Source organism: Streptomyces sp. NPDC048290, from assembly GCF_040652095.1.
In the GTDB taxonomy this organism is placed as follows: domain Bacteria; phylum Actinomycetota; class Actinomycetes; order Streptomycetales; family Streptomycetaceae; genus Streptomyces.
This window is the reverse complement of record NZ_JBEZLM010000012.1, coordinates 48,752-69,311: the sequence shown is the minus strand read 5'-3', so window position 1 is coordinate 69,311 and position 20,560 is coordinate 48,752. Positions and strand designations below refer to the sequence as shown.

The following is a 20,560-nucleotide window of genomic DNA, read 5'->3' as shown; positions in this document are numbered from 1 at the left end:
CCCGTCCCCGGCCCCGGCCCCGTCCCCGTTCACGTCCCCGTCCCACCCACCGCCGTCCGCTGGAGCAGCCCCCACGTGAACTCGGCGGTCACCTCCCGCCGGGTCCCCGTCCTGTCCGGGGCCGTGAAGGACAGGCCCCAGCGGGTGGGGGCCGTGCCCTCCAGGGGGCGGGCCGGGGGGAAGGCGCGGGCCACCTCGTCGACCGTGCAGGACCACGGGGTGAGGTCCTCCACATGGCACAGGGCAGGTGAGGGGGCGCCCGGGGCGCGGACCAGCCACTCGTTCCACACCGCCCGCTGCGGGCCGACCAGCACCTCGAACCGCAGCTCCGGCCAGAGCGGCACCGGCCACCGCCACGCCTCGCAGTCCAGATCGCCGACCCGGCGGGCGGTGACCGACTCCGGGGCGCCGAGGACCGAGCGGTAGCGGCTCGCGGCGGAACGGGAGCGCGGTGAGCGGACCATCGCCTGCCAGCGCTTGTTCGCCTCCCGCATCCCGGCGAGCGAGACGCCCAGCGCGCGCCGGGCGTCGTCCACCAGGTCCGGGTTGTGGTCGGCCATCCGGCGCAGCAGCACCAGCTGGAAATCGAGCGGGGTGAGCGGGGTGAAGCGGCCGTCAGCGCCGGGTGTGGAATCCGAGGACATACAGTCCATCGTGGCGCACCCGCTCTCCCCGCCCGACCCGTCGGCCCCGTCCGTCCCGACCGCCCCCTCCGTGCCCCGGCCGCCGGTCCTTCGGCAGGAACAGCACCGAGTTCACATAGCGCCGCCGCCGCACCGGCAGCGCCCGCCGGGCCAGCCCCACCGACGCCAGATGCCCGGTACCGGCCTGGTGGCTCTCCAGCTGGAACCCGGACAGCGGCACCCAGTGCTCGCCGGGCAGCACCCAGCCCTCGTACCCCAGCATCCGCAGATACGCCACCACCGGGCCCACCGGCTGGATCCGGGACTCCAGTTCCACGAAGAGCGCCGGGCGGTCCCGGGTGAGCAGCCCGGTCGCGCCGCGCAGCACGGCCAGTTCGCTGCCGTCCACGTCGATCTTCATGAACCCGACGTCCCGCAGCCCCAGATCGTCCAGCGCGACACAGCGCACCGGCACCGCGTGGCCGTGCACGTCCCGCCGGACCAGCGAGGACAGTCCGCGCGCCCCGCTGTCCCCGGCGGGCAGCCACAGCCGGGCCCGGCCGGGATGGTCCGCGGCGGCGGCCCGCACCACCCGCACGTTGGGCGGCGCGGTCCGCTCCAGCAGCCGGGCCAGCCGGGGCACCGGCTCCACGGTCACCACCCGCCGGGCCCGCGCGCTCAGCCGCCAGGTCCAGGGCCCGTACCAGCCGCCGACGTCCACCGCCGTACCGCAGTCCGCCGGGCACAGCTCGGCGAGCCGGGACAGCTCCGGTTCGAACCGCGGGTACACGGCCCGCGCGAGCGCCGCGACCAGCCGGTCCGGCAGCAGCCCGGCCACCCGGGACGCCACCGTCGGCGACCCCGGATCGCCCGGCCCGCGCGCCGCCCCGACGGCCGCCGCGCCCTCCCCGTCCGCCGTCATCGCGCGATCCGCTTCAGCAGCTCCCGGTGCTCCTCCTCGGCGATCTGCTCCCCGGAGGACGGCAGCAACTGCGGGACGCCGTCCACGATCGGGTAGCGGCGGCGCAGCCGAGGGTTGTACAGCGCCCCGTTCCCGCCCGCCTCCGTCAGGAGGTGCAGCGGCTGCTTGTCCAGCGGACAGGCGAGGATTCTCAGCAGCGGGTCGTCCGGCTTCATGGCGGGGTCAACTCCTTGGCACCGATGGGGGGTCGGGGGGCGGTGTCGTGCTTGGGCATGGCCAGCAGCACGGCGACCGCCAGACACGTCCCGGCGATCCGCAGCGCCAGCCGCAGCGGATCACCGGGCAGCGCCTCACCGAACGACAGGGTGCCCAGCACCGCCGTGAACAGACAGGTCACCGTCGTGCACACCGGCACGATCAGCGAGGCCCGGCACCGCTGGAGCGCCGCCTGCGACAGCACCAGCCCGAACGCGCCGGTGAACAGCAGCAGATACGGATACGGGGAGCGCAGTACGCCGCTGACGGCCCCGCCGAGCCCGGCGCCCGCGGTGAGATACCCGGACACGCCCTTGATGGCCAGCGAGGACACCCCGTACAGCAGCCCCACCGCGACGCCGTACTCCACGCCGGTGGTGGGCAGCCGGTGCCGGTGGCGGGCGCCGCGCTCCGCCGACCGGTACAGCCACACCCCGGCGGCCAGCGACGGCACGCACACCAGCAGCACCAGCGCGTAGGGGGCGCCTCGGCCGACCGTGTCGGCGCTCTCGTCCAGGGACAGCACCACCATCAGCAGCGCCAGCAGGATCGCGGCCAGCGCGTACCGCTCCCGGCCGCTGGTCTCCTCGCCCAGCAGCCGCGACGACAGCAGCACCAGCAGCACCAGACCGGACACGAACAGGCCCTGCGCGGCGGCGATCGGCAGCGTCCGGTACACCAGCAGCTGGGCGCCGAACCCGGCCGCCAGCGCCAGCGCCCCCACGATCCACAGCGGACTGCCCAGCACCAGCCGCAGCAGCTTCGCGGGCTGGCGCACACTGACCTCGGGCAGGTTCCCCAGCGCCCGTTTCTCCAGCACGAACCCGGTGCTGTACAGCACGTTCGCCAGCAGAGCCGCGGCCACTCCCCACCACACGGCCCGGCCCCTACGTCCGCCGGGCGTGCAGCAGCAGGATCGACGCCAGCGCCGGACGCGCGCACGCCAGCCGGTCGAGCCCGCGCAGCGCGCGCGGCACCCCGTGGAAGGGCGCCCCCGTCAGCCGGACCACCTCGAAGCCCGCCGCCGCCGTGAACTCCCGCAGCGCGCGGGCGGTGTACAGCCGCAGATGGCCCACCACCTGGGAGCCCGGACGGCCGTGGATGCCCCGCAGGCTGACCTCGGAGAACACCGGCTGCACCCCGGCCAGCAGCAGCGCGCGGTTGTACCAGGCGGCCAGGTTCGGGGTGGACAGCATCAGATGACCGCCGGGGCGCAGCACCCGCCGGATCTCGTCCAGCGCCGCGTCCGGGTCGACGAGATGCTCGATCACCTCGCTGAACAGCACGGCGTCCGCGCAGCCGGAGCGCAGCGGCAGCCCGCCGCCGGCGAGTTCCCCGCGCACCACGGACGGCAGCCGGGTGCGGGCGCGGACCAGCGCGTCCTGCGACCAGTCGACCCCGATGATCCGGTGGCCGCCGAGGATCGGGGCGGCGGTGGCGGCGGAGGTGCCGTCGCCGCAGCCGATGTCGAGGACGGTCGCCCCGGTGGTGCCCGTGAGCGCCGCCGCCAGGATGCGGGCCTGGCGTTCGGCGCGGGGCGTGCCGGACGCCACGGGGACGGCCGGGTTCTCGTAGAAGTCCCGCAGACCGGGCGGCGCGCTGGACGCGCTGGACGCGCCGGATGCGCTGGACGCGCCGGACGTGGTGGTGGTCATGTGCCGGCCTCCGTCGTGTGGAGGTGGTGGGCGAACAGGTCCAGCAGCCGGGCGCCGTCGTCGGGGCCGAGCAGGGTCCGCGACCAGCGCAGCGACAGATGCAGCCGCCCGGCCGTGGACGCCGTGGTGACGGTCAGTCCGCGCGGCAGCCGGGCCGGGGCCGAGAACCACACCGCCCGCGCCCGCCCGGTCTCCCCGCCGAAGTCCAGCGGATACGGGATACGGCCGATGTTGCTGAGCAGGGTGGTGGACGTCCAGGGCGCGGCGGCCCGGCGCAGCCCCCGGGTGGCCGCGCCCCGCCAGACCACGGGGACGACCGGCGCGGTCAGCAGGGTCGCGCCCCGGCCGAGCTGGGGGCGGCGCAGCGCCTTGAGGGCCCGGGTGCGGACGGCGGTACGGCGCAGCAGCGCGGGGATGTCGTCGGTGTCCAGCTCGGCGGGGGCGAAGGGGACCTCGACCAGCCGGGTGCCGTTGCCGATCGGCATGGTGGCGTCCCTCGGGCGGTCGTCCACCGGCATGGTGATGCGCAGCGGGCGGCGGGCGGCGCCGTGCTCGCGGTTCCAGTGTGTGAGGGTGCGGGCCGTGGCGACCATCAGCTGGTCGTTGACGGTGTACGCGGCGCCCTCGGGGCGGTGCGGGAGGGGGAGTTCGGTGACGATCAGCTCGTTGCCGAGGTCGGCGGTGGCGGGCGTGCCGGGCGCCACCCGGGCGGGCCGGGACCAGCCGGACGGGGTGCCGGGGGCGGGCCGCTCGGGCGGCTGCGGCCGGGTCGGCGGCGCGGTGGGGGAGTTGTCCCGGCCGCCGTACAGCTCCGCCGCCGTGGCGAGGACGCGCAGACAGGCGGGCCCGTCCAGGGCGGTGTGGTTGACGGTGAGGATCAGGGCGGTGGCCGGGTCGCCGGGGACGCCGGTCTCCCCGGCCAGGTCCACCACCTCCAGCCGGATGGGCGGGGACGCCGTCAGCGGCGGGGTCCGCTCCAGCGCCCGGCGCCGGGCGGCCCGCAGCGCGTCCCCGCCCGGCCCGGAGAAGCGGACCGGCTCCACGTCCGGCTCCGCCGTCAGCTCCCAGCCATAGCGGCGGCGGTACCAGGGGCCCGCCGCCTCCCGCATCAGCGCCCGCGGATGGCGCTGGAGCGCCTCGGTGAACGCCTTGCGCAGCCGCGGCGGGTCCAGCGGTCCCGGCAGATGGATCTCGATGTGGACGGTCTCCGGCTCCGCCGACTGATGGCAGTGCCGGGCGATCTCGTCCACGACGGGGAAGGGGATCGTCACGGGCGGCCCTCCGGAGCCCCGGCCGCCGTGCCCGTGCCCGTGCCGTTGCCCGTGCCGGTCCCTGCCCCCGGCCCGGTCGCCGTCCCCGTTCCAGCCGCCGCCCCCGGTGCCGCCTCCGTCACCGGCAGCCGTACCGTCTCGTCCGTGGCCGTCGCGACCGCCGCCTTCGGCTCCCGTACGCTCACCAGCGCCGCGAACAGCCCCAGCAGCGCCAGCAGTTGGGCCAGGGCCCCGAAGGACCCGTCCCCGGCGCCCACCGGCTGTCCCGCGCCGGTCGCCGCCATCACGCCCGCCAGCGCGAGCGCGCCGAGCGCCACCGGCACCAGCAGCGTGTGCCGCCGTACGGCCAGCAGGGCGAGGGCCGGGACCAGCAGCGCCAGCCAGCCCGCGACGATCACACCGACCACCGTCAGCGCCACCGTGCCCAGCCACAGACCGGGCAGCGGCGCCGGGCGCTGCGGGGCGTCCGGGTTGGGCTCGCGGCGCCGCCACAGGACGAGACCGACCAGTGCGGCCAGCCCGACGCCGCTGCCGATCAGACCGGCGTCGTAGGTGGTGGCGGGAGCGTAGGACAGCTCGATGGTGCCGCCCTCACCGGCCGGGACCAGCCAGCCCTGCTGCCAGCCGTCGAGCCGGACCGCGGTCAGCTCCTTGCCGTCCAGGGTGGCCCGCCAGCCGTCGTTGAAGTTCTCGTACGTCGTCACGTACGAGGCGGCGCCCGCGTCGACGGACAGCGCGCGCTGGTCGCCGAGCCAGTCCCGGACCTCGAGGCCGCGGTCCGTGGCGACCGGCGCCGCCACCGTGCCCCGGGTCAGGGTGAGGTCGGTGAGCAGCAGCGCCCCGCTGTCCCCGGACTCCACCCGGTGCTCCCCGGCGGGGAGTTCGAGCCGGTTGTCGTCGATGCCGCACAGGGTCAGCGCGACCCGGCGCCGCTCGGCGAGGTCGGCGACGAGACCGCTGACGCCGGTCTCGTAGAGGGTGCCGCCGATCGCCACGTCCGGGCCCGAGCCACAGGGCAGTTCGAAGGTGCGCTCGGGGTCGGGCTGCGGGGTGCGCAGATCGTCCAGCGCCGGGACGTATGCCTCGGTGAGGCCCACCGGGAGCTGGAGATCCTCGTCCACCAGCGGGTTGTGCAGGGTGAGCGGGGCGGTCCCGGTGACCGTGATGTCGAGCTGGTCGGTGGTGATCGGCGGGAAGCGCACCCAGCCGTTCTGGTCGACGGCGGCGATGGTCGCGCCGTGCGGGGAGCTGATGCTGACCTCGGTGGGCCGGGTGGTGAGCCCGCCCGCCCCGGCCAGCACCAGCTCGCCCACCTCGCGCATCTCGCCCCACTCCAGCCGGAACGACGCCTCGTCCCCGGCGATCCAGGACGTGGTGAGGTCACCGTCGGTGAGGTTGCGGGCGGACAGACCGGTGCCGAGCCGGGCCGTGGACGCGGCCGTGGCGGTGATCCGCCGCTCCTGGTCGGGGGCGATCTCGTAGAGCAGCCTGTCGAGTTCCTCGCCGGGGACCGCGACCGCGCTCGCCTCGACGCCGTACGTGCCCGCCGACTCCGCGGCGAACTCCCGGTGCAGGCCCGCCTCGGTGCCCGTGGGGGACATCCCGGCCGGGTCGGCGGTGCGGTGCAGGGAGACGATCTCGCTCGCCGCCCCGTTGCCCTCGGCGTCGGTCGGCAGCCGCAGCAGCCGGGTCACGACGACATCCGGCAGGCTGATCTCGGCGAAGCCCGCGCCGAGCAGCCCCGGCCGCCGCTCCACCGAGTCCACGATCGTCAGCTTCATCCACCCGGTCGCCCCGGGCGGCGCCTTCACCGACTGGGTGGACCCGTCCGCCTTCAGATAGCTGGTCCGCACCCCGCGCTCGGTCTCCACCCGCACCCGGGTCGGCGCGGAGCGCACCTCGTCCTGCGGCAGCGGCGACACCCGGAACGAGCCCGGCATGTCGTACTCCTCGGTGAACCCGATCCGCAGCCACTCGCCGTCCGGCGAGTCCGCCGCGCCCTCGGTCCACACCGTGTCCGGGTCCCCGTCGAACGCGTTCACCGGGTCGAACTGCGGCAGATGGAACAGCCAGCTCCCGTACGACGACGCCGACACCGACTCCGCGCCGCGCAGCTCGGCCACCGTCTGGTGCTTGGTCCCGGTCAGCGGCAGGATCTGGTGCGGTGCCTCACCCGGGTTCTGGAGCGCCCCGGCCGCGTTGCGCTCGTCCTTGGTGTACGTGTACGAGGTGTGCGCGCTGACCAGCCCGAACCGGGTGTCCGCCCGCCGCATCCCGTCACCGGTGATCTGGAGCGGCGGCGCCCCGAGCCCCGGGTGACCGTCCCCGGTGAGCACGCTCGCCCGGCCGCGCAGCCCGGACGCCAGCGGCAGCAGCGCCTCCGGTCCGCCCGACACCGTCGCCGTGTCCGCGACCGGCGCGATACCCGCCTGGCCCGGCCGGGGCACCTCGGCGCCGGACGGCCGGTAGATCTCCACCGCCCGCTGCCGCGCGTACAGCCCCTCCACCTGCATCGGGGTGTTCTCGGCGATCCGCCCGCCGGTCATCACCGGCCCGTACCCGGCGACCCGCTCGTACCCGGACTGCTCCAGGGTCCGCTTCACCGTGGTCGTCGGGGTGTTGCCGACCTGGTCGGGGTCCAGGTCGTTGCGGACGACGACGTAGTACAGCCCGGCCCGGCTCAGGAAGTCCGCGAGGCCCGGCACCTCCACACCGGTCTGGAGCGCCTGCTCCACCGCGTCCATGGCCCGCCGGTTGCCGGGCTGCCCGAACGGCACGTAGTCGCGCTGCCCCCAGCGGGACTCGCCGACCGCGTCCAGCGGCTGGTCGATGCTCGCGCCCCAGGTGTAGATGCCGTGCGCGGTCGCCGGGACCACCAGCGCTCGCGCGTCCGGCGACAGCTTCTCCAGTTCCTCGGCGGTCGTCCGCCAGTAGTCGGGGATCTCCGGGAACGACCCAGAGTTGAGGATCGACCCGTTCAGATACGGCCACACCAGCCCCGGCAGCACCAGCACCGCCGCGATCAGCGGGGCCCGGCGGCGGCCCGGCACCGCACGTGCCCCGCGCGGCTCGGCCGCCACCGCCACCAGATGCGCCAGCCCCAGCGCCAGCGCCAGCGCCACCCCGGTCTGGAACTTGTAGATGTTGCGGAACGGCGCCAGCCAGCCGTCCAGCCAGCCCTGCACCAGCCCGTGGAAGGGGGCGCCGAACGTGCCGCCGTACCCGGCGAGCAGCACCAGCGCGCACACCAGCACGGTCAGCACCAGCCAGCGCCGCTCCGGCAGATCCCGCCGCGCCAGCCCCGCCAGGCCCAGCCCGGCGGCCAGCGCCGAGCACACGATCACCACGACCGACGACACCACGGTCCACCCGGCGGGCAGCCAGGCGTCACCGAAGTGCAGATACGCCACCCAGTTCCCGGCGCCGCGCAGCGCCTCCGTCGCCGCCATGGTGTCGGTGGTGGTCCGCGCGGTCTCGATGTACGGCAGGAAGTTCTCCCCGTACGCCCCGAGCAGCAGCAGCGGAATCCACCACCAGGCGGTCGCCACGATCATCCCGGGCAGCCACCAGGCGATCAGCTTGCGCTGGCGCGGACCGGGCGGCCGGGTCAGCAGATACAGCCCGACCGGCAGCAGCGAGGCCAGCGTGGAGGCCGCGTTCACCCCGCCCATGAACGGGATGAGCAGCACCGACCTGAGCGCCGCGACCCGGGCGCTGTAGCGCTCGTCCACCAGCGGCAGCAGCACCCACGGCAGGAACGCGCCGGGCAGCGCGGCGGCCGACGTCGACCCGATCACCACGGTGAACACCGGCCACAGCGCGTACACCAGCGCCCCGAGCAGCCGGGACGTGCCGTTGCCGACGCGCAGCCGCTCGGCGAGGCGCAGCGCGCCCCAGAACGCCACCGCGACGATCAGCGACATCCACAGCCGCTCCGCCAGCCACACCGGCAGCTGTACGGCCCGCGCCAGCCCGTGGAACGGCAGCATCGGCCACAGATAGCCGACGTACTGGTCCTGGACCCCGCCGAACCCGGCCCGGTCGTGCCACAACTGGCCCAGGTCGGCCAGGAAGCGACCGGGGTCGACGGTCACCCCGAGCTTGGTGTCGAAGGTCTGCCGACCGGGCTGGACCACGGTGAACAGCAGAAATACCACGGCCCAGAACCCCAGCAGCCAGCGCCGCGACCGCGGGCCCTCGGGAGGACCCGCGCTGGTCGTGGTGGTGGGGATGGCTGCCGGGGGAGGAGCCTGGACCGTGGTCGTCATGTGGGGCACCGCCGGAGGATGAGAAGGAGATTCCAGGTTGCGAACTCACGGATGCCGGGGACCTTGACGATCCACTCCGTGAGGAAGGGCCAGTAGCGGGAGCGGGCGGCGACGACCGTGAGATCGTCCCGGGCCCGCACCTGGCGCAGGGTCGTGCCGATGTGCACGGCGAACAGGTTCTCGCCGAGGGTGTGCTTGGCGGCTCTCCCGGTGCGCCGCCGGTACCGCGCGCGGGCGCGTTCGGCACCGAGGTAGTGCCAGGGCGCCCACTCGTGACCGCCCCAGGGGGACAGCCAGTTGGTGAAGGACACATAGACCAGTCCGCCGGGCCGGGTCACCCGGGCCAGCTCGCTGAGGAAGGTCTGCGGATCGGCCACGTGCTCCAGCACGTTCGAGGTGAACGTGACATCCGCGACCCCGTCGGCCAGCGGCAGCAGATAGCCGTCGGCGACCACCGCCCCGGCCGGTGGCTGGGACCCCAGCTCGGCCGGGTCGGGCTCGAACAGATAGGCGTCGGCACCGCGCCGCCGGAACTCCTCGGTGAAGTACCCGCCCCCGCCCCCGACATCCACCACGATCCGCCCGTCGACGGCCCCGTGATACCGCTCGACCTGATCGACGGCATCCCGCGCGAGCAGCGAGTAACACCCCTCGGGGTCAGCCTGCTCCCGCATGAACGCCCGAAACAGCGCGACGGACCGCGCGAGAGAGGGGTCCTTGAAACCGGCCTGGGCTGTGCCGACCTGAGGAAGCGCCTGGGCGACGGGGGACACCTCCGAACCCGCCTGTGCCTGGTCGGCGACAGGGGGCACCTCTGCACCCGCCTGGGCCTGCCCGGCGACAGGGGGTGCCTGGGAACCCGCCTGTGCATGGCTGGCGACAGGGGGTGCCTGGGAACCCGCCTGTGCCTGGCTGGCGACAGGGGGCGCCTGGGAACCCGCCTGTGCCGCCCCGGCCTGAGAGGGGCGCGGGGAACTGCGCGACCAGCCACGACGGACCCGCACCCGGCCCCCGGCCTCACCCCTACGCACCATGGCCGCCGCCGCCGTCCAGCCCGAGCGCAGCGCGATACGCCTCACCCGCGACCGCCCGGAACCGCCGGACGCTCCACTCCCACCGAAACCCCGCCGCCCGCACCCGCGCCGCCTCCCCGAGCGCCTCCCGCCGCCGAACCGACAGCGTCACCGCGCACCAGGCCGCCGCGAACGACGACTCCCCGCGCGCCAGCAGCCCGGTCTCCCCGTCCACGACGGAGTCCCTGAGCCCCGGTACGTCGAAGGCGACCGCCGGAGTACCCCGGGCCGCCGCCTCCGTCACCACCAGCCCCCACCCCTCCACCGCGGAGGGATGCAGCAGCAGCCACGCCGCGCACAGCAGCCGGTGCTTCTCGGCCTCGGAGACATGCCCGGTGAAGGTGACGTCCGGTCCCGCGAGCCGCTCCAGCCGCTCCCGCTCCGGCCCGTCGCCCACGATGACCAGCCGTCCGCCGGTCACCGGCCGTACCCGCTCCCACAGCCGCAGCAGCAGATCGATCCGCTTGTACTCGACCAGCCGCCCGACGGCCACGAACAGCGGCTCGGGCGAGCGGCCGGTGTCCGGACCGGGCTCCTCGACACCGTTGTGCACCACCCGGACCCGGTCCTGGGCCACACCGAGCCCGTGCAGCGCCTGCGCGGTGGACGGCGACACCGCGACCAGCAGCCCCTGCTGCCGGACCCCGCTCAGCGCCCATCGCTCAAGGCGGCGGCCCAGCCGGGCGGCCGGGGCCAGCGGACCCGCGAAGCGCATCCCCCACAGCTCGCTGTGCACATGGTTGACCAGGCACATCGTCGGCCCGCGATGCCACAGCGGAGCGAGATAGGGCATCCCGTTGCACACCTCCACCAGCAGATCGGTCTCCCCGACCTGCCGGGCGAAGACGGACCGGGCCCGCAGATAGTGGGCGTAGGCGCCGCCCGCCGACACGACCCGGTAGTCACGCGGGGCCGCGGGTCCGCCGCAGACCAGGGTGACCTGGTGGCCGAGGCGGGTCAGCCCGTCGGCCAGCCGGTCGACCAGCAGCTCGGAGCCGCCCGCGGCCGGATTGTCCAGGTCGCGATGGGCGAGAAAGGTGATGCGGCGCGGCACCGGGGGCGCCACCGCGGGCTGCTGCGGCCGGCGGAGCGTGGCACGCGGCGACGACGGCACGTGCTGGGGCATAGGAGCTCCAACTCGTCTCGGGGTGCGGAACTCGGTGGGGACGTAGAAGGGACCAGGAGGGACCAGGAGGGACCAGGAGGGACAAGGAGGGAACGGGCAGAGAGCAGACAGAGGACAGACAGTGGACAGGAGGAGAATGACCGTCGGTCCGGCCGCCGCCCGGTGCGTGTTCCGGGGACGGCCTGTGGACGGATCGTGCGGGGGTGGGGTGGCACAGTTTTCGCTTACACGTTCCGTACGGCTACTCACCGGGATGACAATTTCGGGTCCCACAGGAGCTGACGTCACGTCACTTCATGAGCGTCGTGAGGAACCGCCCCTTGACGGAACGTGCACACGCATCAACACTGACTCCGACAGGCAGGGGTGGGACGACCTCACTCACCAGAGAGGCTGACCCTGCGATGTCCAGACTGACCGCCGCCGCACTGACCGCCGTGGCCGCCGCCGCACTCGCCGTGGCCGCCGCGTTCGGTGTCGTCGCGCTGCTCGGCGCCACGCCCGAGCAACCGAACACCCCGCTGATCACCTACGAGCAGGCCGATCAGGGGAGCTGAGCCGTGACCACCCAGCCCGCACCGGCCCTCTCCCCCCGCTCCGCCTGGCATGACGTACCGCGCTTCCAGGTGCGCCGCTTCGCGTCCATCGCGCTGGCCGAGGCCCCCGGCCTCGCCGAGGACATCATGCGGGAGATCCGCCGCGAGTACCCGCAGCTGCCGGTCGTCATGGACGAGAACGGCGAACCCATGGCCCTGGTCGGCATCCGCCGCGCCATCGAGGTCTTCGTCCAGCACCTGGAACGCTCCGAGGGCCGCCCGACCGTACCGCCCGGCGTCTTCCACGACTTCGGCCGCGGCGAGGGCTACGGAGGCCGCAGCCTGGACTCCCTCCAGGCCATCTACCGCATGGGCGTACGGCTCGCCTGGCGCCGCTTCGCCGACATCGGCCAGCGCGTGGAGATCCCGCCCCCGGCCATGTACGAACTGGTCGACGCGGGCTACGAGTACCTCGACGGCCTGGTCGACCAGTCGGTACGCGGCTACGCCGAGGCCGCCGCCCGCCAGGCCGGGGAGCGGCTGCGTCTCCAGCGCCGCCTGATGGAGCTGCTGCTCGTCGAACGCCACCGGGGCGACCCGGCCGAGGCGCTCGGCGAGCGGGCCGCCCGGATCGGCTGGCCGCTGCCGCGCAAGGTGGCCGTCGGGGTGCTGCTGCGCCCGGCGCGCGAGGCGGTCGCCCCCGCGGTCCCGCAGGGCGTGCTGCTGGACATGGAGTACGAGCAGCCCCGCATGGTGGTGCCGGAACCGACCGCCGCCGGACGCCCCGAACTGCTGCACCGCGTCCTCGGCGGCTGGGCCGGCGCGATCGGACCGCCGGTGGCGCTGGCCGACGCGGCGAAGTCGCTGCGCTGGGCGGAGGCGGCGGTGCGGTTGATGGAGCGGGGGTTGCTGCCCGCCGGGGAGGTGTTGTTCTGCACCGAGCACACCGAGGCGCTGGTGCTGCTCCAGCCCGAGGAACTCATCGACGATCTGGCGCTGCGGTGTCTGGCGCCGCTGGTGCACTGCGGGCCCACCCATGGGCGGCGGCTCGCGGAGACGCTGCTCGCCTGGCTGGAGACGCGGGGCGGGGCGCCGGAGGTGGCGGGGCGGTTGGGGGTGCATCCGCAGACCGTGCGGTATCGGCTTCGCCAGATTCGGGAGCTTTGGGGGGACGAGATTGATGATCCTGATCGTCGGTTCGAGTTGGAGTTGGTGCTGCGGGCTCAGCGGTTGCGCGGGCGGTTGGGGGAGGCCGGGTAGCGGGTGCGGGTGCGGGTTCGTCGTGGCTGGTCGCGCAGTTCCTCCCCCAGAGGGGGTACCCCCAGCGCCCCTGAACGGCGGGCGTTGCCCAGCCCCCCGTTGCCTTCGTAAGGTGTGTTCGATGTGTCGAACGACTGGGTGAGGTGGGTGTGGGGCGGCTCGTGCCTGCTGTGACGCGGGCCTTTGACATTCTTGAGCTGTTTCTCGACGGGGACGGGACGCTGGGCGCGCCCGACATCGTGCGGCGGCTCCAGTTGCCCCGGACCACCGTCCATGAGCTGGTCACCACGCTCGCCGCCCGCTCCTATCTCGCGCCCGTCCCGGGCAGCCCCGGTCTCTACCGGCTCGGGGTGCGCTCCTACCAGCTCGGCAGCCGCTACGCCGAGCGGCTCGACATCGCCGCCGAGGGGCAGCTCGTCGCCCAGGCCGTCGCCGGGACCTGCGGCGAGACGGTCCAGGTGGCGATCCTGGAGGGCACGGACGTCATCTGCGTCGCCACGGCCGACTCCACCCACGCCGTGCGGATGGTCTCCGCCGCCGGGCGCAGGCTCCCGGCCCACTGCACCTCCGTCGGCAAGATGCTGCTCGCCTCGCTGCCCGAGCCCGAACTGCTCGCCCGGGTCCCCGACGGCACCGCGCTGCCCGCGACGACCCCGCACAGCGTCACCGACCCGGCGGCGCTGCGCACGGCCCTCGCCGAGGTCCGGGCCCGCGGTATCGCCGTGGAGGAGCGGGAGTCCCACCCCGATGTCTCCGGTGTCGCCGCGCCGGTCCGCGACCGTACGGGACAGGTGGTCGCCGCGCTCTCCATCGCCGTACCGAGCATCCGCTGGAGCGAGCGGCGGCGGGCGGAGCTGGAGCGGCTGGCCGACGGGGGCGCGCGGGACCTGTCCGCCCGCCTGGGACACCGAGGGGAACGATGACGACGCGCTACGAGGTCGCCGTGCGGGCCGACGCCCAGCTCGGCGAGGGTCCGACGTGGGACGCGGACACCGGACGGCTGCTGTGGGTGGACATCCTCGGCCGCCGGGTGCACACCTACGAACCCGCCACCGGACGGCGCACGGTCCGGACGACGGACCAGCACGTCGGCGCCGCCAAGCCGCGCGCGGGCGGCGGACTGGTCCTCAACCTCCGTGACGGCGTGGCCCTCCTGGACCCCGACGGCACTGTCCGCTGGCTGCACCACGAGCCTGTCCCGGGCCGCCGCGCCAACGACGCCGCCGTCGCCCCCGACGGCTCCCTGTGGGCGGGCACCATGTGCTACGACGAGACCCCGGGCGGCGCCACCCTCACCCGGTACACCGCCGACGGACAGGCGGAGGTCGTCCTCCCGGACGTCACGGTCGGCAACGGCACGGGGTGGAGCCCCGACGGCGGCCTGCTGTACTACGTCGACAGCACCACCCGCCGGGTCGATGTCTTCGACCACGACGACGGCCGCCTCCACGGCCGCCGCCCCCTCACCGAGGTCACCGCCGGTTTCCCCGACGGGCTGACCGTCGACGCCGACGGCTGTGTGTGGGTGGCCCTGTGGGACGGCGGCGCGGTCCACCGCTACACCCCGTCCGGCGCCCTGGACCGGGTCCTCGAACTGCCCGCGCCCCGCGTGACGTCCTGCGCCTTCGGCGGCCCCGGCCTCACCGATCTGTACGTCACCACGGCCCGTACCGGACTGACTCGCCCGACGCCGCTGTCTGGCTCGGTGCTGGTGGTGCCGGACGTGGGGCGGGGCCTGCCGCAGCCGCCGTTCGCGGGCTGAGAGTCCCGGCTCAGACCGTCGCGCCCGTCCGGTCCAGGTCCCTGAGCACCGTGCGTTCCTGCGTGGTCAGCGGCGGGCCGGAGAGCGCGGGGAGGGGGGAGCCCAGGGCCGCCGCCAGGACGGCCGACGGACGGAACAGGGCGGCCGGGCCCGCGGTCATGCTGGTGACCGCCCACAGCGCGGACGCCGCCGGGTACGAGCCGGTCGCCGCGGCGGTCAGCCGGCGGGTGTAGCGGGCGGCGAGCCGGTCGGTCAGGGTGGGACCGCCGCCGTCCGCCCTCAGGTACCAGACGTCCTGGCTGACCGCCATCAGCCAGGCCGCGTCCACCGCCCCCGCCACCGCGCGCTGCACCCGGCGGGCGAGCCCCGGCGCCGCCAGCCCCCCGCGCCGTACCTCCTCGGCGAGGTGCCGGGCGCCGAACGCGGCGACCGACATGCCCTGGCCGTACGCCGGGTTGAAGGTGGCGACCGCGTCGCCGAGCACCGCGAACCCCTCGGGCCAGCGCGCGGTCTTCTCCAGATGGCGCCGCACATTGCTGGTGCTGTGCCCGATACGTATGCCGGTGAGCGGTTCGGCGCCGGAGACCAGCCGGCCGACGATGGGGTCGGGCAGGTCGAGGGTGTAGCGCAGAAAGCCCTCGGGGTCGGCGGGCGGCTCGCCCCCGCGGGTCCCGGCCAGGCTCACCATCCAGCGCCCGCCCTCGATCGGCAGCACCATCGCGCTGCGCCCGGGACGGCCCGCGTACGGGTCGGCCTGCACCATGGTGAGCGGGAAGCGCTCGGCCCCGGCCGGGGTGCGGTAGATCCGGGTGGCGTTGACCAGCCCGGCGTCCACGGTCCGCTGCGGGACGTCGGAGATCCCTATCAGTTCCAGCCAGTTCAGCACCCGGGAGCCGCGTCCGCTCGCGTCCACCACGAAGTCCGCGGCGAGTTCGCCGTCGTCGCCGTCCGGGCCGGACAGCCGTACCCCGCGCACCCGGTCGGCGTCGCCGCGCAGACCCTCCACGCGGGCGGTGCGGATCCGCACCCGGGCGGTGTCCAGCACGGCCTGCCGCACGGTCCAGTCCAGCAGCGCCCGGGTGCAGGTGATCATGTGCGGCCCGGTGTGCCGCCAGCGTCTGAGCCAGCCCTCCGGGGTGAGCGCCACCATGCCTCTGCCCAGCGGTATCTCATGGGCGCCCGCCGCCAGCAGGTCCTTGCGCAGCCGTGCGCCGGGCACCAGCTCCTCCATCGCGGCCATGCCCCCGGCCATCAGCAGATGGGCGTGGCGGCCCTGCGGCACGCCCCGGCGGTGCTCCGGGCCCTGCGGCAGTTCGTCGCGCTCCAGCACCACCACCTCGTCCACCACGTCGGCCAGGGCGGCGGCGGCCAACATGCCCGCGAGACCGGCACCGATGACGACGGCTCTACGCGGCAGGGAAGAGGACACCGGACGCGACATGGGACTCCTTAAAGATCAGAATCAGCCATGGTTGAGGCCATGGGAAGTCCTCACGGTACCTTCGCGTGCGGCGGTGGCGACCGCCGAATGCCGCAGGGCGTGGGCCAGTTCGACCAGGCCGCTGCTGTCGGAGACCTCGGTGGCGTGCAGCCGGTAGGTGCTGGGCGGGTCGAGCGGCTGCTCCCGCGCGGCGGCCCGGCGGGCGGCGTCGACCAGCATCTCCGCCTCGCCCGCCATCCGCGCCTGGTGCGGGGGCCGCCCCGCGCGGGCGGCGATGTCCCGGGCGTGCTCGCGCACCCCGTCGTCGAAGTAGGGCGCGAGCGCCAGCAGCGCGTCATGGATGGCCACCTCCCGCCAGTGCAGCCGCTGGCGCGGCGACTGCCACCAGCCGCTCGGCGGCTTGGGCGCGGTGGACACAAAACCGACCCGCGACCACAGCGGGCGCAGCCTGCGGTGATCGCCCAGACAGCGCCAGTGGGCGCGCAGCGGCGGCAGCAGCCGGGGCAGGGTGAACCCGGCCGAGCTGAGCAGCGCCGCCAGCGCGGCCAGCGGCGGGGCGACCCCCGTGGACAGGAAGTCCAGGTCGCCGCCCGCCCAACGGGCCGCGACCGCCGTGTACTTGGTCAGCTGGAACCCCAGCAGATCCAGCACCGAACTCGCCATGATCAGCCGCAGCCCGGTCCGCAGCAGCCCGGTGACCTCGCGCTGCCACTTCAGACACAGCACACACATCACCACGGTCGCCACCGTGTGCCCGAGCAGATAGAGCACGATCATCTCGCGCATCAGCGGAGTGGTGGCGTAGTACGTGTCGAGGTCGGCCAGCCGCTCGGTGTCGCTGTCGGCGAGCACGAACAGCACCACGATGGCGACGATCAGCGCGGCGTACGCGGTGACGCTGCGCCGGACCGTGCGCCGCATCCGCTCCGGCGGCCCGCCCCGCCAGTGGATCAGCAGGATCAGCAGCGAGCAGCTGTACGCGGAGAGCAGCCCGTAGGTCAGCGGCGCACCGAAGTTGGGGATGCCGGTGACGCCGTTGACCACGGCCAGCGTCACCGGGGCGGAGCAGACGAAGACCAGCGCGGCCAGCGCGATGGCCACGGCCGTCGACACGGTCAGCGGACTGCGCGCCCCGGTCCCGGCGGCGGGCCGCCGGTAGATCACCACGGCGGCCAGCGCCAGCAGCGCGGCGGCGACGTACACCACGAGGCTCATCGACGCCCGCCCCGCCCGCCGTACAGCTGCCCGCCCCAGGCGCCGCCGACCGCGCCGGTCACCGCGCCCGGGTGACCGCCGGACGCGGCCGGGGTCCCGGCGCCGCCCAGCCGGGCCGCGGCGACCAGCGGCGAACGGGCGAGCGCCCGCGCGATCGGCACCAGCGCGGCCGGCGCCGGGCCCTCGACGGGCGGCACCTCCGCGCCCACCGGGGCCTCCCCGCGGTGCTCCGCCCGTGCCGCCGCCGCTATCACGGCCGCCCAGGCGGTCGCCTCGGCCCGCCGGGGGTCGCCGCTCAGCCGCAGCTCGGTGTCATGGGTGCGCGTGTACAGCGGCCGGTCGAAGAACACATCGAGATAGCCGAGCGCGTTGTGGATGCTGGTCTGCCGCCACATCAGCCGGGTGCCGGGCGCCGCCCAGCGCGGCCGGGCCAGCCGCAGCGCCCGCCGGGTGAGCACTCCGTCGAGTTCCCGCTCCAGCGGCGCGAGACGCAGATACGTCCGCCAGGCCGACAGCCAGCGCGCCAGCGCGGGCCCGGCCAGCGGCACCAGGACACCGGCGCAGGTGGCGAGCGCGCCGAGCCCGGCCGCCGCCCGGGACACGGCGGTGTCCAGCGCGGACCAGTCGTGGCCGAACCAGCGTCCGGCGACCGCGCCGAGCTTGGCCAGGCCGTAGCCCGAGGACGCCAGGGTGCCCAGGCCCAGGATGACCAGTCCGGCGCGCAGCCAGCCGTGCACCTGCCGGGCCCAGCGCAGCGAGGCGACCGTGGTGACCCCGGTCGCGAACAGGTGGGCCACCAGGTACAGCACGATCATCTGCCCGGTGAACGGCGTGGTGGCGTAGTACGTGTCGAGGTCGGTGCGCCGCTCGACGGGCGCGTCGCCCAGCGCGAACATCACCGCGATGCCCAGCACCACCAGCGCGTAGCCGACGACCCAGCGCCGGGAGGTCCGGTGCATCCGGGGCCCGCCCCGCCAGCACACCACCAGCACCTGGGAGGCGGCGCCGTACGCGGTGATGGTGGCGTACGTCATCGGGGCGGCCAGGTTGGGGACGCCGCTGAGCTGGTTGATCGCGCCCACCGTGGGCGGCGCCCCCAGCAGGAAGCTCAGTCCGGCGAGGAACAGCACCGCGCAGATCGCCCGCAGATAGGGGTCCTTGGGGTGGCGCAGCAGATCGGGCACCTTCACCGCGAGCCCGAGCCACAGCAGCGCGCACGACAGATAGTTGACGAGGCCGCTCATGCGCGGTTCCCGCGGTAGTTGAGGGCCGCCCCGATCCGTCCGGCGATCCCGCCGGAGCCGTCCGCGTCGCCGTCCGGGCCGGGCCCGTCGCCGCCCCCGGTCTCCGTCTCCCGCTCCATGAGGGTCCGCAGCCGCTGCCCCATCAGCATCCCGAACCGGTCGGCCTCCTGCTCGTCGGCCAGCGAGAAGTCGGTGCGCAGCGCGGCCGGGGCGTCACCGGGCGCGGGGTGCGGTACGCGGTGCATGTGCCACACCTCGTGGCAGAAGATCACGATCTGGTGCCAGACGGCGGCCCGCCGGTCGACCACGATGTGGTCGTGGGCCTCCCGGTTGAGCCACAGCCCGCTCGCGGTGTGCGGCGGGAACACCTCGCGGTGCAGGGTCACCTCCCGCCCGCGCCACTGTCCGACGGCGGCGACCAGGGCGGCGAACAGGGCCTCGGGGTCGTCCGGCACGGGGGCCGGCAGGGACGCGATGAGGGCGTCGGCGAGCCGGCGCATCTCCTTCTTGGTACGCACGTTTCTTCCCCGGGTTCGTCTGGTCGTTCGGCGGCGCGGCGGCGGTGGGGTCGTTCCTGGACGTCTGACGCCTGGACGGTCCCCTCCCGGACAGCTCACTCATGGACGGGCACACTCCGTACGGTGTCGGCGGTGCGCGAGCGTACCGCCGCGAGGACGTCGGGGCGGCCGAGGGCCGTGGACACGGCGGCGATCTCCTGGAGCAGCCGGGTGGCGTCCGCCTCCCCGTCACCGGCCCGGTCGGCGGCGAGCGCGGGGCGGGCCAGCACGTCCTGCACGGTCAGCGCGCCCGCCACGGCCCGCGCCGCCGCCGGTTCCAGACCGAGCCCGCTGGCCGTGTCGTACGAGCGCTGCCACAGGTCCTCGTCGAAGTGCGGGGCGAGCAGGAGCAACTGGTCGCGGATGAAGGTCTCCCGGCGGATCAGCCGCAGCTCCGGCGAGGCCCCGAGGCTCACCGGCACCCCGGAGCCGTGCGCCGCCCGGGTCAGCAGATACAGCGGACGCAGTTCGTGCAGGGCCCGCCGCACCCGCCAGCGCCCGCGCAGATACTGGCCCGAGTGCGGCAGGATGAACCCGGCCGCGATCAGCATCGCCGACAGACAGGCCACCGGCGGGGCGACCCCGGTGTTCAGCCAGTCCAGGTCCCGCCCGGCCCAGCGGGCGGCGACGGCGGTGAACTTGGCCGCGTCGAAGACCAGGTTGAGCGCGTATCCGGCGCCGAGCGCGAGCAGCCCCCAGCGCAGCCAGATGTCCAGCCCGTCGGCCCGCACCCAGTTCCACAGCAGCCGCGAGGTGATGAGCACGGCGACCGAGTGCGCGACCAGATAGAGCACGATCATCTGCCCCATGAAGGGCGTGGTGGCGTAGTACGTGTCGAGATCGTGCAGCCGCTCCACGTCGGCGTCGGCGAGGAAGAACAGCACCCACAGGGCGACGGTCACCCCCGCGTACCCGCCGATCACCCAGCGCCGGGCGCTGCGCACGGCGGCGGACGGCTCGGCCGTGCCGTCCCGCCAGGCGAAGAGCAGCAGCAGACAGGCCGCGCAGAACGCCATCAGCAGCGAGTACACCCAGGGCGCGGCGATGTTGGGCACACCGGTGATCCGGTTGACCCAGGCGATGGTGGCGGGCGCGACGAACACGAACACCGCGCAGGCGAGCAGCAGCAGCCCGCCGACCGCGCGCAGCAGGGGTTCCTTCCACAGCCGCAGGACGGTGGGTGCCTTGATGGCCAGCGCGGCCAGCAGCACGGCGGTCGGAATCCAGATGAACGAGTCGTACAGCTCACCGAGGAAGGCTGCGGGAGCCGGCGCGAGCGCGCCCGCGATGTTCATCGGACCCCCTTCTCACCGCCGTCCGGCAGCTTGTGGCGAGATTACGCGGCTGGAAGT

The 20,560-nt window shown here is 74.6% G+C and carries 18 protein-coding genes; 4 read left to right on the top strand and 14 right to left on the bottom strand.

What is annotated here, in order from left to right; genetic code table 11:
• Window positions 1-29: 29 nt before the first annotated feature.
• From AB0D49_RS21745 to AB0D49_RS21705, 9 genes are all read right to left on the bottom strand, one after another.
• Window positions 30-644, bottom strand: a complete 615-nt coding sequence (locus tag AB0D49_RS21745) for a hypothetical protein (RefSeq protein ID WP_362759691.1) — start codon at window positions 642-644, stop codon at window positions 30-32.
• Window positions 616-1,545: an FkbM family methyltransferase gene (locus AB0D49_RS21740; protein ID WP_362759688.1), complete on the bottom strand. Its 930-nt coding sequence runs from the start codon at window positions 1,543-1,545 to the stop codon at window positions 616-618. The genes AB0D49_RS21745 and AB0D49_RS21740 overlap by 29 nt, the downstream gene beginning before the upstream one ends.
• Window positions 1,542-1,760 (bottom strand): Trm112 family protein, encoded by a 219-nt coding sequence (locus tag AB0D49_RS21735; protein ID WP_362759685.1) that lies wholly within the window; start codon window positions 1,758-1,760, stop codon window positions 1,542-1,544. The genes AB0D49_RS21740 and AB0D49_RS21735 overlap by 4 nt, the downstream gene beginning before the upstream one ends.
• Window positions 1,757-2,665, bottom strand: coding sequence for a hypothetical protein (locus AB0D49_RS21730; RefSeq protein WP_362759683.1), 909 nt, complete (start codon window positions 2,663-2,665; stop codon window positions 1,757-1,759). The genes AB0D49_RS21735 and AB0D49_RS21730 overlap by 4 nt, the downstream gene beginning before the upstream one ends.
• Window positions 2,666-2,687: 22 nt before the next feature.
• Window positions 2,688-3,455, bottom strand: coding sequence for a methyltransferase domain-containing protein (locus tag AB0D49_RS21725; RefSeq protein ID WP_362759680.1), 768 nt, complete (start codon window positions 3,453-3,455; stop codon window positions 2,688-2,690).
• Entirely contained in the window at window positions 3,452-4,726 is a 1,275-nt protein-coding gene (locus tag AB0D49_RS21720) for a condensation protein (RefSeq protein ID WP_362759678.1), read from the bottom strand. The genes AB0D49_RS21725 and AB0D49_RS21720 overlap by 4 nt, the downstream gene beginning before the upstream one ends.
• Entirely contained in the window at window positions 4,723-8,994 is a 4,272-nt protein-coding gene (locus AB0D49_RS21715; protein ID WP_362759675.1) for an alpha-(1->3)-arabinofuranosyltransferase family protein, read from the bottom strand. Before AB0D49_RS21715 ends, AB0D49_RS21720 begins: the two co-directional genes overlap by 4 nt.
• Entirely contained in the window at window positions 8,991-9,668 is a 678-nt protein-coding gene (locus AB0D49_RS21710; protein WP_362760152.1) for a class I SAM-dependent methyltransferase, read from the bottom strand. Before AB0D49_RS21710 ends, AB0D49_RS21715 begins: the two co-directional genes overlap by 4 nt.
• A gap of 349 nt (window positions 9,669-10,017) precedes the next feature.
• The gene (locus AB0D49_RS21705; RefSeq protein WP_362759672.1) at window positions 10,018-11,193 is read right to left on the bottom strand and encodes a glycosyltransferase family 4 protein; all 1,176 of its coding nucleotides are present in this window, start codon (window positions 11,191-11,193) and stop codon (window positions 10,018-10,020) included.
• A 404-nt stretch (window positions 11,194-11,597) separates the two neighbouring features.
• Here AB0D49_RS21705 and AB0D49_RS21700 point away from each other — a divergent pair, with 404 nt between their 5' ends.
• From AB0D49_RS21700 to AB0D49_RS21685, 4 genes are all read left to right on the top strand, one after another.
• A complete protein-coding gene (locus AB0D49_RS21700) occupies window positions 11,598-11,750 on the top strand; it encodes a hypothetical protein (RefSeq protein ID WP_362759669.1) in 153 nt (50 codons plus the stop codon).
• 3 nt (window positions 11,751-11,753) lie between these two features.
• Window positions 11,754-12,989 (top strand): helix-turn-helix domain-containing protein, encoded by a 1,236-nt coding sequence (locus AB0D49_RS21695; RefSeq protein WP_362759666.1) that lies wholly within the window; start codon window positions 11,754-11,756, stop codon window positions 12,987-12,989.
• A 149-nt stretch (window positions 12,990-13,138) separates the two neighbouring features.
• A complete protein-coding gene (locus AB0D49_RS21690) occupies window positions 13,139-13,912 on the top strand; it encodes an IclR family transcriptional regulator (protein WP_362759662.1) in 774 nt (257 codons plus the stop codon).
• Window positions 13,909-14,751, top strand: a complete 843-nt coding sequence (locus AB0D49_RS21685; protein ID WP_362759659.1) for an SMP-30/gluconolactonase/LRE family protein — start codon at window positions 13,909-13,911, stop codon at window positions 14,749-14,751. The genes AB0D49_RS21690 and AB0D49_RS21685 overlap by 4 nt, the downstream gene beginning before the upstream one ends.
• 10 nt (window positions 14,752-14,761) lie before the next feature.
• Here the strand turns inward: AB0D49_RS21685 and AB0D49_RS21680 are convergent, their stop codons facing one another.
• From AB0D49_RS21680 to AB0D49_RS21660, 5 genes are all read right to left on the bottom strand, one after another.
• Window positions 14,762-16,192, bottom strand: a complete 1,431-nt coding sequence (locus tag AB0D49_RS21680) for an FAD-dependent monooxygenase (protein WP_362759656.1) — start codon at window positions 16,190-16,192, stop codon at window positions 14,762-14,764.
• A gap of 21 nt (window positions 16,193-16,213) precedes the next feature.
• The gene (locus tag AB0D49_RS21675) at window positions 16,214-17,407 is read right to left on the bottom strand and encodes an MAB_1171c family putative transporter (protein WP_362759653.1); all 1,194 of its coding nucleotides are present in this window, start codon (window positions 17,405-17,407) and stop codon (window positions 16,214-16,216) included.
• Complete coding sequence (locus AB0D49_RS21670; RefSeq protein WP_362759650.1) at window positions 17,404-18,651, bottom strand: MAB_1171c family putative transporter; 1,248 nt, start codon at window positions 18,649-18,651, stop codon at window positions 17,404-17,406. Before AB0D49_RS21670 ends, AB0D49_RS21675 begins: the two co-directional genes overlap by 4 nt.
• The gene (locus AB0D49_RS21665) at window positions 18,648-19,169 is read right to left on the bottom strand and encodes a toxin (RefSeq protein ID WP_362759647.1); all 522 of its coding nucleotides are present in this window, start codon (window positions 19,167-19,169) and stop codon (window positions 18,648-18,650) included. Before AB0D49_RS21665 ends, AB0D49_RS21670 begins: the two co-directional genes overlap by 4 nt.
• Window positions 19,170-19,264: 95 nt before the next feature.
• Complete coding sequence (locus AB0D49_RS21660) at window positions 19,265-20,503, bottom strand: DUF6545 domain-containing protein (protein WP_362759644.1); 1,239 nt, start codon at window positions 20,501-20,503, stop codon at window positions 19,265-19,267.
• Between the last annotated feature and the right edge of the window lie 57 nt (window positions 20,504-20,560).

Coding starts and splice junctions, on each gene's coding strand:
- AB0D49_RS21740 (WP_362759688.1), bottom strand. CDS start 1,545: ATGACGGCGGACGGGGAGGGCGCGGCGGCCGTCGGGGCGGCGCGCGGG.
- AB0D49_RS21725 (WP_362759680.1), bottom strand. CDS start 3,455: ATGACCACCACCACGTCCGGCGCGTCCAGCGCATCCGGCGCGTCCAGC.
- AB0D49_RS21680 (WP_362759656.1), bottom strand. CDS start 16,192: ATGTCGCGTCCGGTGTCCTCTTCCCTGCCGCGTAGAGCCGTCGTCATC.
- AB0D49_RS21705 (WP_362759672.1), bottom strand. CDS start 11,193: ATGCCCCAGCACGTGCCGTCGTCGCCGCGTGCCACGCTCCGCCGGCCG.
- AB0D49_RS21675 (WP_362759653.1), bottom strand. CDS start 17,407: ATGAGCCTCGTGGTGTACGTCGCCGCCGCGCTGCTGGCGCTGGCCGCC.
- AB0D49_RS21710 (WP_362760152.1), bottom strand. CDS start 9,668: ATGCGGGAGCAGGCTGACCCCGAGGGGTGTTACTCGCTGCTCGCGCGG.
- AB0D49_RS21735 (WP_362759685.1), bottom strand. CDS start 1,760: ATGAAGCCGGACGACCCGCTGCTGAGAATCCTCGCCTGTCCGCTGGAC.
- AB0D49_RS21670 (WP_362759650.1), bottom strand. CDS start 18,651: ATGAGCGGCCTCGTCAACTATCTGTCGTGCGCGCTGCTGTGGCTCGGG.
- AB0D49_RS21745 (WP_362759691.1), bottom strand. CDS start 644: ATGTCCTCGGATTCCACACCCGGCGCTGACGGCCGCTTCACCCCGCTC.
- AB0D49_RS21660 (WP_362759644.1), bottom strand. CDS start 20,503: ATGAACATCGCGGGCGCGCTCGCGCCGGCTCCCGCAGCCTTCCTCGGT.
- AB0D49_RS21685 (WP_362759659.1), top strand. CDS start 13,909: ATGACGACGCGCTACGAGGTCGCCGTGCGGGCCGACGCCCAGCTCGGC.
- AB0D49_RS21700 (WP_362759669.1), top strand. CDS start 11,598: ATGTCCAGACTGACCGCCGCCGCACTGACCGCCGTGGCCGCCGCCGCA.
- AB0D49_RS21715 (WP_362759675.1), bottom strand. CDS start 8,994: ATGACGACCACGGTCCAGGCTCCTCCCCCGGCAGCCATCCCCACCACC.